Here is a 9,322-nt window from a genome sequence, read left to right on the forward strand (position 1 = left end):
CGGGCTGCGGGTCAGGGGTAATAAAGCTGCTCCAGCCGCGCCGCTTCCAGGTAGATCGACGGCAGGCTGATGTCGCGGGCGCGCAGCGCGGCGGCGCGCACGGCGACGCTGTAGCGTGTGTCCTGGCTGGCCGGCGGCGTCTGGGCGGCGGGTTTGGCTTTCAGCCAGCCCAGCGCGTCGGCCGCGGCGGTTTCTCCCATGGATTTGGCCGACGGCGCCACGCTGAGCCCCCCGCCTTGCTGCACGTAGCCGATGTCGGTGCCCAGCGGCAGCGGTGCCGCGTGGGCTTCCATCCAGCGTATGAGTTCGGCCTCCGGCACGGCGCCGGCCGCGCCGGGCCCGGCCGGCAAGTTGCCGTGGGACAGCATCAGCACCACGTCGGCCTTGCCCTCCATGCCCTTGACGGCCGCCTGCAAGGCGGCGAAGTCGCCCGGCGTGTGCACGCTCGCCACACTGTGCGGCGCCCAGTCGAAGGCTTCAAGCTGTTTGACCCGCCCCTTGCCGGTGGGGCTGGTGTCGCTCAGCACCGCCAGCCGCACGGGCTGGCCTTTTTTGACGTAGTGCAGCAGGTCGCGGATGGCCGCCAGCGGCAGGCTTTCGGCCACGCCGGTGACGTTGGCCGCGCCCACGTAGCCGTATTCCGCGGGCTCATGGTCTATGGCGGCAAACACCAGCTTGGGGCGGTCCTTGCCGGCGAAGCGGCGCATCACGTATTCCTGGGCTTCGTCGTCCACCGCAATCACGACGTCGGGGTCGAACTGCGCGATGGTGCGCAGGCCTTCCTTGGCGGCATCCTGGCGATGGTCTTCGTCGGGCAGGGCGTCTATGCCCAGGTAGTGCCAGCGCACCGTCATCGGCTGCCGGTTCCTGTCCAGGACCTGGCGTATGCCTTCGTCCATCTTGCCGACGGTGGTGGAGTTGCGCTCCGAGCTGTGCAGCACCAGGATGCGCGGCTTGGAGAGGTTGAACAGGCCCAGCAGCAGCAGCGCGGCCAGCAGCGCCGCGGCGGTGAGGACGGCCAGCTTCCCGCTCTTCATACCAGCCCCAGCCATTCCCAATAGGGAATCGAAAGATAGGCCGCCAGCAGGCGCGCGAGGTTCATCCAGTGGTTATAGCGCAGGAAATCCGAGTGCTTGTAATAGCGGTCCAGCCCGCTGCCCTGCACCTGGAGGTACTGCGAGCTTTGGTAAGGCAGGAACCAGATGTCGCTGAACATGGCGGTCAGGAAGACCACCACCCAGGGGTTGATGAACTGTGCCTGCCCGATGGGAATCAGGATGACCGCGGCCACGATCATGCCCGCCGTGATCGGCAGCACCAGGCGCAGCAGCAGCGTGACCGCCAGCGCCACGGGGATGAACCAGGCCATCCTGCCGCCGACGAAATCGAACAGGCCGCCGGCTGAGTGGGCCAGCGCCGTGTCCAGGCCCAGGTAGCTGATGGCGCGGCTCAGGCCGTCCAGGCTGAGCAGGAAAAAAATCATGGGCCAGTCGATCTTTTGCTGGAAGTCCTTCTTGCTCAGCAAGCCCATCAGCAGCAGCCCGGCCAGCAAAAATGCGGCCAGCCAGGCCGGCGAGATCTGGTGCCAGCCGGCGCTGCCGGCCCCGATCAGGAAAAACAGGAAGCCGGTCAAAGCCGCTTTTTCGGGCCGGCTGATGGGGCCCAGTAAATCCAGCTGGCGCTGTAGCCTTGCCTTGGGAAGCGCGGCCTGCGGCGTGCGGCCGAAACACAGGCGCATCACCAGCAGGTGCGCGGCGGTGACGGTCAGCGCGGCCACGCCGGCCGCCACCAGCCAGAACAGGCCCTGGAACTGGTCCTGCAGCTGCAAAGGCAGCATGCCGAAGGCCGTCAGGTTGGAGGACTTGCTGGTCAGCAGCATCGGCGAAAACAGCATGGCGCCCGAGAAGGTCGCGGCCATCAGCGCCGTCGCCGATTTGCCCTGCGCCGGCAAATTCAGGCCGTCGACCATGTCGCGGTAAAAAGGCAGCACCAGCGACAGCCGGGCGTTGCCCGAAGGCATGATGGGCGAGAGCAGGTAGCCCGACAGCAGCAGCGCCGCCTGGTGCCAGAAGGGCGTGTCGGGCAGCTTGATCAGCAGCCACAGCATGAAGCGGTAGCTCAGGCCCGAGGCCGAGATCACCGCCGCCAGCGCATACACCCCGACCAGCGTCGTCAGCGTGCGCGACGAGAAGCCGGCCAGCGCGACCTCGGAAGGCACCAGGCCCACGATCAGCACCGCGCTGATGGCCACCAGCGGCGGCACGAACTCGTCGGCCAGGTTGAACAGCCACATCAGCACCGTGGCCGACAGGATGGCCAGGAACAGCGAGGCCTCCACCACCAGCCCGGCCATGCCGGAGAGGAAATAGATCGCGGGCGGAACGCCGATGACGGCCAGCCAGCCGACCAGTTCGCGCGTCGAGATCGGCTTGGCCGGCTTTTTTGCGGCGGGCTTGGCCGGCTTGAGGAAGTTCTCGCCGCCCACATAGCCCATCAGCGCCAACAGGGCGCGGCTGCGCAGCGACGGCGATTTTTCGGCGAGTTCCGCCAGCGCTTCGCGCGTGAGCTGCAAGGCCTTGACCGGCGCGGTGGCGCTCACGCTGCACAGGTAGTTCGCCGTGTCGCCGGCGGCTTCCTCGCCGCAGCGCATGCCGGCCAGGGCCAGCGTGCGGCCGCCCGGCGTAGTCAGCTGCAGCGCGCCGGCCTGGAGCAGATACAGGCAGCGGGCCGGCGTGCCGTGTTCATACAGCGTCTCGCCGGCGGCGAACTCCACCCAGTGCAGGCTGGCCAGAAGGCGCGCCAGCTGGCTGCCCGACAGGTCGGCAAACAGCGGGTCCTGGCGCAGCAAGGCCAGGGCGTCGGAATCAGGGGTGGCGGAAAGCGGCATGGATTCGCGGGCCTAACACGCGGCGCTGGGGTGAATCCGGAGGGACGTGTGCATCGGCATTCCTGGCCTGTTTTTATGGATAGCTGCCGGCACCTTGCTGAAGGGAGGCCGGCGTATTTTGAGCGCATTACATCATTGTTTCGGCGAAACCGGCAAGCTGAAAACCCGTAGCGTTTCCAACCGGCGCGGCGTCTGCCCGGTTTCGCTCAGTTGGCCTTGGCGGTGTCAAAAAGCGTTTTCATTTCCGGGGGCATGGCCGCGAACAGCGGCTTGCCGCCGGGTTTGGCCGGTTTTAAAAACCACTGCTCGTACCAGCCCTGGGCGGCGCCGCTGCGCATGGACTCCTTGATGGCGGCATTCACCAGCTCGCCCATGGCGGCATCGCCCTTGCGGTAGCCGATGGCGATGGTTTCCACCGACAGGCGCTCCGGCAGGATGGTGTAGTTGCCGGCGTCGGGCAGGCTGGCGAGCTGCGCCGCCAGCATCACGCCGTCGCGCGCATAACCGGCGGCCCAGCCCAGCTGCAACTGGCCCAGCGCGGCATCGGGGTTGACGGCCTTGGCGTGTTGCCACTTCAGCGAGTGTGACTGCGCATAGCGCTCCAGCGCCGGGGCCGCCGTGCTGCCGTCGATGCCGACGATGCTTTTGCCCTTCAGCTGTTCCAGCGTGCTGATCATGTCCTTGTTGCGCACCGCCACCTGGATGGCGTCCACAAAAATCGGCGTGGAAAATTCCATGCGCGCGCGGCGCTCCGGCGTGTCGGTCACGTTCTCGCAGAGCAGGTCCACGCTGCCTTCGGACAGCAGGCGAACGCGGGCGTCCACTTCGGTGGCGATGTAGCGCACCGGCAGGTTTTTGTTGCCGGCGGCCTGGCGCAGGCGCTCGATCATGGGTTTGCAGAACTCGATGCTGTAGCCCATCGGTTTTTCCGGCGTCTGGTGATACGAGAAGGGCGCCGCCAGCGCGCGGTAGCCCACATTGATCTGGCCGCGGCTTTTGATTTTTTCCAGCGTGGCCTGGGCCTGGGCCCATTGCGGCATCACGACGGCCAGCAGGGCCACGGCGACCGGCAGCAAGCGGGGCTGGATTGATCTGGCGCTGGAGCGAAGCAGAAATACTGTCTTCATGAGAACCCCCCATTGTTCGGACCTGTCCAGCTGATTCTTAGTGAAAAGCCCTCAATACGCAACGCCGCCAGGGCAGGGCTTCCCCGGTACGACCAAGGTACTCATTGTGGGCGGCCGCGGCTTCCCGCTGGCATGAAAAAGCCCCTGTTCCTTGCGAAACAGGGGCTTTGGCGGGGCGGGGCAACGTCCGTGGTTCAGCGCACCACGCAGTCGATGGCGGCGGCCTTGTTGCCGCCGCTCGCGCCACTGCTGCCCGTTGAGGGGAGGAACGCCGGCGGGGGTACCAACAGAATACCTGGAACTTTGGGTAGAGGGGATGGCGGCGTCGTGAACGTGGGCGTGAAACCAAACTGGCCGGGCGCGAAACTGGTGGTGCCGCCTTGGTTGCTCAGGTTGACCAGGCCGTCTATCACGTGCACATACAACCCCGGTGCGAGCGCGGGAGAGGGGGAGGACCGGGGGATGCCCAGTGGCGCGGGCTGCGCCAGGGCTGCGGTGGAGACCAGTGCGGCCAGCAAGGCCAGGCAACTTGAAATGAATGTTTTCATGGGATTTCCTGCTGTGTTGGGGTTGTGGAGGCGGCTCAGTCGGCTCAAGGCTGCCTGAGGGAAACCTCCATGCTGGCGCTGCCCTGCAGATTGCCCGCGGGGGTGGTGATCACGGCGGCGTCGGGGCTGCGTTTGCCCAGGGCGCCGGCCGTGCTGCTGAAACCGCCCTGCGTCAACTCCAGCTCCACCTTGTCGAGTCCGGGCTTGCCGGCGTCGTAGCTGTAGCGCGTCAGCACCAGCACGGACTCGGGCTGCAGCACGATGGCCGCGCCGTCCACAAATTCCAGGCGGGCGAAGGCATTGCGCCCGGTGGTGACGCTATCGCCCTGGCGCAGCGGCGAGTTTTCGGCCAGCACCCGGCTGCGGCCCTCGGCGCTTTTGGCCACCACCAGGCCGGATGCTTTGGTGACGGTGCCCACGACCTGGGCCTGCGCAAGCGGGGCCAGCAGCAGCAGCGCGATTGCCATCGCACATGCGGGAAGCAGGGGAGTGAAAAATGTTGGCAGTTTCATGTCATGCACCTCAGTTGCAGAAGGTTTTTGGCGGTGGCGGTTCTGCTTTTTTGGTAGCGGTTTTAATGATCATCTGGTCCTCTTTTTTGTCGCTCTTTTTCTCGTCATTGCCGGACGCCGATGAGGTTCCCGAACTGCCGGCCGCCGGGATGGAAACCGGCATGGCGGCGACCTGCTCGGGGGTGGATTCACTCTCGGTAAAAAACAGCGCTCCGCCGGTAGAGGACGGTCTGAGGATGATGTTCGACGCCGTGGTGGCCGCCGTGGTGGCGGGCTGGATCGCGACCGCGACAGGGATGTCGGCCGACAGCACCTGGCAGAGCATTGAATTCGGCGAGATCGAGCAGATGTTCGCTGAGGAAGCGGTTGTCGTGATGCGGGCAGCGGTGCCTGTGCCGGGGTAGCTGACGGCCAGGTTCGCCGTGCCGGCGGCGGCGGTGATGTTGGGTGCATCGACCGTACTGAAACTGCCGCTGCCCGAACCCGTTGCCGTCACAACGTTGTAAATCGACCCGGCAAACGGCACAAAGCCGTTGAGCCCGCGGACATTGAGCCGGCCGTTCAGGCTGGCAGTGTTGCTGATGGCGAGCCTGTCAAAGCTGTCGGTGCCCGCCAGCTTGATGTTGAGCACCCCGGTGCTGCCCTGCGTGTACTTGCCCTGGACGGCCAGCGTGCCGACGGATCCTGCCGTGCCTGGTGACACGGTGCCGTTGTTCGACAGCGTTCCGGTACCGCCCAGCGCCAGGGTGCCGTTGCCGGCCAGCATGGCGCCCAAGAGCACATTGACGGCGGCGGCGTTGACGGCCGAGCCGCCCGCCAGCGTCGTCGTGCCGCCCGCGATATTGAGCGTGCCGTTGGCACTGCCCCCGCTTTGCGACACCGTGAGCGCGCCGCCGTTCAGGGCCAGGTTGGCATTGAGCTGCACCGCGTGGTTGTCCGCCGGGTAGTTGTTCAGGTAGTTGCTGTTCAGGTTCAGGGCCAGCTTGTTCGAACTGCTGGTGATGGGCGCGTTGATGATGATGTTGTTGTTGGCGTTCAGCGTCAGTGCCGCATCGCCCCCGGCGGTCTTGTTGATGGCAGCCGATACCGTGATGTCGCCGTGCACCATGTCCAGGGCAGGGTTGCCCGTGCCCGTGGTGATGCTCACATTCGTGCCGGCATCGAGCTGGGCAACGATGGTCGCCGCGTTGATACGGGCGCCAGTCTCGTTGGACACAATGGCATTGGTGCCCATGACGCCGGCATCCGGCCCGGCCGCCACGATCTCGATGTTGAAGGGGTCGATGTGCCATTCGCCGCCTGGGCCCACCGTCGGGACGTTCACCACGTCCAGCGAAATTTTGCCCGAGGTATCGACGTAGCCGCCTCTTCCGCCGCTTTCCGCGTTGCCCGTGGCCGACACCTGGCCGTCAATGGAAGCCGCGTTCTCGGCAATCAGCACCACGTTGCCGCCCGTCGTGCCGTTGGCGCTGATGCTCGACGTGGCCGAGGTCCTGACGTCGCCCGAAGCGCGCAGGAAAATCCTGCCGCCTTCGCGCACCGCGCTGGACGCGCTGATCGTGCCGCTGTTGCTCACCAGGCCGGCGGCCAGGCCTATGCGGCCGGCTTCGGCCGTGATCTGGCCCATGTTCCGGACCTCGCCCGGCGTGCCCGTGATGGCGACGGAAACGCCCGGCGTTGCCGTGTCCACCAACTGCACGGTTTGCCCCGCCGCCAGCAGCACCTCGCCCTGGGGTGCGTTCAGGCTGCCGGTATTGGCGACGTTGGCACCCACCAGGTAGATGCTGCCGCCGCTGGCCGCGTTGATGGTGCCCTCGTTGCGCACCTCGCCCGGTGTGCCCGTGCTCTTGAAGTTCATGCGGCCGGCCAGGAAATCACTGTCGCTGACGTTCAGCGAACTCGCGATAAAACGGGCCACGTCGATGCGCGCGCCCGGCCCCACCATGATGCCCGCCTGGTTGATCAGCCACAGGGCGCCGTCGGCCCTGATCTGTCCCTGGATCAGCGAAGGGTCGCCGCCGTTGACGCGCGCCAGCAGCGCGGCCGAGCTGTTGATCTGGTGGATGTCGACCAACGCACCGGAGCCTACGCTGAAGGTCGCAAAATTCGCGATCGCCTGCTGGCTGGTCTGGTTGATGGTCAGCGTGTTACCGTTTTTGGTGATGGCCGCGTTGCCCGAGGTGACGTTCCAGCCCGTGGGCAGGGTGCCGGCCGGCAAGCCCTGGGCAAAGGCCTGCGTGGCGCAGGCCACCCACAGGGCGCTGGCCAGCAGCGAGAGGCGAAGGGGGCTGGAATGTGAATGCATGGGCATGGTGATGGACCTTGTGTTCTTCTTTTTCAGAACGCCAGCGAGGCGCTCAGGTGGGCATTCCAGTCGCCCCGTTTTTCCGTGAGGGAGGTTCCGGCGTTGTTCACGCGCGCCAGGTCCACGCTCAGGCTGAAGTCGCGGCTGAAGACATAACGCAGGCCGGCGCCCAGGCTGGACACCGTGACGCTGCCCGGCACACCGCTGCTGCCCACCTTGTTGTTGCTGCCGTGGCCCGCGTCCACAAAAAACACGCCGCGCAGCTGGCCCGGCAGGCCGACGCTGCCGGCGAGCTCCGGCGTATACAGCTCTGCGTTGGCCACGATGCCGCTGTCGGCCGCCACGGCCCGCTCCTGGAAGCCGCGCACCGTCGTCGACCCGGTCAGGCCGAACTGCTCGCCCGCAAGCAGCGGCGTGTCGGTGTATTGCGCGCTGCCGGCCAGCCGCGCCTGCCAGCCGCCGGCCAAGGCCTTGAACCAGGAAGCCGTGCCGCGCGCGGCCATGAAGTCGTCGCGCGTGGCGCGGTTGCCCGGCGTCAGGTAAGAGTAGCGGTCGGTGCGGCCGTCAATATTGGTGTAGCGCTCGCCGCTGGCAATGTTGCGCGACAGGCCCACGCTGTAGCCGGATATCTGGTCGACAGCCTCGGTCTGGCTGCTGTAGGTGATGCTCAGCGGCGTGGTCTTGTAAGGCACGCAGGAGGCAATCGGCGGTGTGGGCGGCGCAATGCTCACCGTCACGCCGCCGACCTCGCAGCGCGAGTCGACGAATTTGTGGTCCAGGCCCAGCACCAGCTTGGCCGTGCTTTCGCCGCTGCGGCCCAGGAAATGGTTCCAGCGCAGGCCATACACGTCGCCCTTGCCCGTGAAGCCCAGCAGCCCGCCCAGCACCGGGGAGCTGGCCGGCGAATTGACGCTCGACTTGCCGTAGATGAAGTCGACGCTGTCGCCAAAGGCATACAGCGGCACGCGGTAGCCCACGGAAAAGACATTCAGGTTCACGCCTGAAGGGCTGTCGGGCGAGGTCGTGTAGGCCAGCGTGCCCACGTGGTCGCGGTTGAAGAGGTTGGCATGCTGCACGGCAATGCCGGTCCGCCAGCGTCCGCTGGACGGCGAGCCCGTGTTGTCCAGCGTGGCGATGAAGCGCAGCGGCTTGTGGTCGGTGACCAGGACCTTGGCGTCTATGGTGCCGGGCTTCTCGCCCTCGGCCAGCGTCACGCCGACCTGTTTGGCCGGGCTTTCGTTGGCCAGCTGGATGGATTCGGAAATCGCGCCCAGGCGAGGCGCGCCGCCCACCTGCAGCCGCACCAGGCTGGCGCGGATATTGGCCTCGTCGAAATGTTCGTTGCCGCTGATGGTGATCGAGGAGATCACGCTTTCCCGCACCAGCAGCTTCACCGCGCCGCCCGCCAGTTCCTGCTCAGGCACCGACACCAGCACCGTGCTGTAACCGGCCTTGCGATAAGCCTGCTGCAAGGCTTCAATCGCCAGCTGGATATCGGCAAAACCGCGCTGCGGCCCGGCCAGCGGGCCGACCAGGCGATCCACTTCCGCCGCCGGCAGCAGGGTATTGCCGTCAACCTGGAAACGTGTGATGTCGAAACGCTCGTCGGCCGCCAGGGCGGTTGCGGCCGCCATGGCAAGCACGCTGGTTAAGCCGCAATGGGCCAGGTATTTGATAAAGCGGTGTCGACGCATTTGTTCTCATCCACGGGGACCGTTGGGCTGAACAAATGACTTGGAAATGAGATCTCGTAAGGCCCTGTTCAGGGTGTCCGTTCATCGTAACAGGACGTAACTCAGAACGTGCCTTCAGCCGCCTAATTTACAAAGTGAACTTACTTTCTGTTGTCACGACACCGCAGTTTTGCGGGGAACGAATGGGTCAGAAAGGAATGAAAAAAGCCCTAGTTCCTTGCGAAACAGGGGCTTTAATTGGTGCCGGAG

At 65.9% G+C, this 9,322-nt stretch carries 7 protein-coding genes; all 7 read right to left on the bottom strand.

Features of this window, described 5'->3' with window-relative positions:
* Positions 1–11: 11 nt before the first annotated feature.
* The 7 genes from ACSQ27_RS24065 to ACSQ27_RS24095 all read right to left on the bottom strand — a co-directional run bounded on the left by ACSQ27_RS24065 (position 12) and on the right by ACSQ27_RS24095 (position 9,013).
* Positions 12–1,037: an ABC transporter substrate-binding protein gene (locus tag ACSQ27_RS24065; protein ID WP_436158020.1), complete on the bottom strand. Its 1,026-nt coding sequence runs from the start codon at positions 1,035–1,037 to the stop codon at positions 12–14.
* A complete protein-coding gene (locus ACSQ27_RS24070; protein WP_436158021.1) occupies positions 1,034–2,887 on the bottom strand; it encodes an SLC13 family permease in 1,854 nt (617 codons plus the stop codon). Before ACSQ27_RS24070 ends, ACSQ27_RS24065 begins: the two co-directional genes overlap by 4 nt.
* Positions 2,888–3,093: 206 nt before the next feature.
* Positions 3,094–4,014 carry a transporter substrate-binding domain-containing protein gene (locus ACSQ27_RS24075; RefSeq protein ID WP_436158022.1) on the bottom strand — a complete coding sequence of 307 codons (921 nt, stop codon included), beginning with the start codon at positions 4,012–4,014 and terminating at the stop codon, positions 3,094–3,096.
* 194 nt (positions 4,015–4,208) lie between these two features.
* On the bottom strand, positions 4,209–4,562 hold the full coding sequence (locus ACSQ27_RS24080) for a hypothetical protein (RefSeq protein ID WP_436158023.1): 354 nt from the start codon (positions 4,560–4,562) through the stop codon (positions 4,209–4,211).
* Between the two features lie 44 nt (positions 4,563–4,606).
* Entirely contained in the window at positions 4,607–5,029 is a 423-nt protein-coding gene (locus ACSQ27_RS24085) for a hypothetical protein (protein WP_436158024.1), read from the bottom strand.
* 55 nt (positions 5,030–5,084) lie between these two features.
* Positions 5,085–7,385 carry a two-partner secretion domain-containing protein gene (locus tag ACSQ27_RS24090; RefSeq protein ID WP_436158025.1) on the bottom strand — a complete coding sequence of 767 codons (2,301 nt, stop codon included), beginning with the start codon at positions 7,383–7,385 and terminating at the stop codon, positions 5,085–5,087.
* A 26-nt stretch (positions 7,386–7,411) separates the two neighbouring features.
* Positions 7,412–9,013, bottom strand: a complete 1,602-nt coding sequence (locus ACSQ27_RS24095) for a ShlB/FhaC/HecB family hemolysin secretion/activation protein (protein WP_436158026.1) — start codon at positions 9,011–9,013, stop codon at positions 7,412–7,414.
* Between the last annotated feature and the right edge of the window lie 309 nt (positions 9,014–9,322).

Origin of the sequence: Polaromonas sp. LjRoot131 (genome assembly GCF_964252805.1) — a bacterium.
Taxonomy (GTDB): Bacteria; Pseudomonadota; Gammaproteobacteria; order Burkholderiales; family Burkholderiaceae_C; genus Polaromonas.

Bases quoted from the DNA above. Each gene is read 5' to 3' on its own strand.
- ACSQ27_RS24080 (WP_436158023.1), bottom strand. From the start codon at position 4,562: ATGAAAACATTCATTTCAAGTTGCCTGGCCTTGCTGGCCGCACTGGTC.
- ACSQ27_RS24070 (WP_436158021.1), bottom strand. From the start codon at position 2,887: ATGCCGCTTTCCGCCACCCCTGATTCCGACGCCCTGGCCTTGCTGCGC.
- ACSQ27_RS24095 (WP_436158026.1), bottom strand. From the start codon at position 9,013: ATGGCGGCCGCAACCGCCCTGGCGGCCGACGAGCGTTTCGACATCACA.
- ACSQ27_RS24065 (WP_436158020.1), bottom strand. From the start codon at position 1,037: ATGAAGAGCGGGAAGCTGGCCGTCCTCACCGCCGCGGCGCTGCTGGCC.
- ACSQ27_RS24085 (WP_436158024.1), bottom strand. From the start codon at position 5,029: ATGGCAATCGCGCTGCTGCTGCTGGCCCCGCTTGCGCAGGCCCAGGTC.
- ACSQ27_RS24090 (WP_436158025.1), bottom strand. From the start codon at position 7,385: ATGCCCATGCATTCACATTCCAGCCCCCTTCGCCTCTCGCTGCTGGCC.
- ACSQ27_RS24075 (WP_436158022.1), bottom strand. From the start codon at position 4,014: ATGAAGACAGTATTTCTGCTTCGCTCCAGCGCCAGATCAATCCAGCCC.